Annotated in this window: 5 tRNA genes and 1 rRNA gene; all 6 read right to left on the bottom strand. The window is 52.8% G+C overall.

Features of this window, described 5'->3' with window-relative positions:
- Positions 1 to 95: 95 nt before the first annotated feature.
- Positions 96 to 170, bottom strand: a tRNA-Gly gene (locus ACTNDN_RS24970).
- Positions 171 to 181: 11 nt separating this feature from the next.
- Positions 182 to 266, bottom strand: a tRNA-Leu gene (locus ACTNDN_RS24965).
- Between the two features lie 14 nt (positions 267 to 280).
- Positions 281 to 353: transfer RNA gene (locus ACTNDN_RS24960), tRNA-Lys, on the bottom strand.
- Between the two features lie 6 nt (positions 354 to 359).
- A tRNA-Thr gene (locus tag ACTNDN_RS24955) sits at positions 360 to 435 on the bottom strand.
- Between the two features lie 23 nt (positions 436 to 458).
- Positions 459 to 534 (bottom strand) — tRNA-Val (locus tag ACTNDN_RS24950).
- Between the two features lie 9 nt (positions 535 to 543).
- Positions 544 to 634: ribosomal RNA gene (rrf, locus tag ACTNDN_RS24945) — 5S ribosomal RNA — on the bottom strand; the annotation flags it as partial.

Here is a 634-nt window from a genome sequence, read left to right as displayed (position 1 = left end):
CCGAGGACCGGAATCGAACCGGTACGGTAGTCACCTACCGCAGGATTTTAAGTCCTGTGCGTCTGCCAGTTCCGCCACCCCGGCATTGTTTCTTATGGAGCGGAAGACGGGATTCGAACCCGCGACCCCCACCTTGGCAAGGTGATGTTCTACCACTGAACTACTTCCGCATATATTTAATTGGTGCGGGTGAAGGGAGTCGAACCCCCACGCCTTGCGGCGCTAGATCCTAAGTCTAGTGCGTCTGCCAATTCCGCCACACCCGCAGACAAAAATAAGATGAGCCATGGAGGATTCGAACCTCCGACCCTCTGATTAAAAGTCAGATGCTCTACCAACTGAGCTAATGGCTCATAAAATGGTGCCGGCTAGAGGACTTGAACCCCCAACCTACTGATTACAAGTCAGTTGCTCTACCAATTGAGCTAAACCGGCATATTATAGTTTGTCCAATATAATGGTGGAGGATGACGGGATCGAACCGCCGACCCTCTGCTTGTAAGGCAGATGCTCTCCCAGCTGAGCTAATCCTCCATATATAGCGCCTGGCGACGTCCTACTCTCACAGGGGGAGAACCCCCAACTACCATCGGCGCTGAGAAGCTTAACTTCCGTGTTCGGTATGGGAACGGGT

The sequence above is a fragment of the Niallia sp. HCP3S3_B10 genome, assembly GCF_052064465.1.
Classification (GTDB): Bacteria; Bacillota; Bacilli; order Bacillales; family Cytobacillaceae; genus Niallia; species Niallia hominis.
Note: the sequence above shows the minus strand (reverse complement) of the source record. Positions and strands in the feature narration are given on the sequence as shown.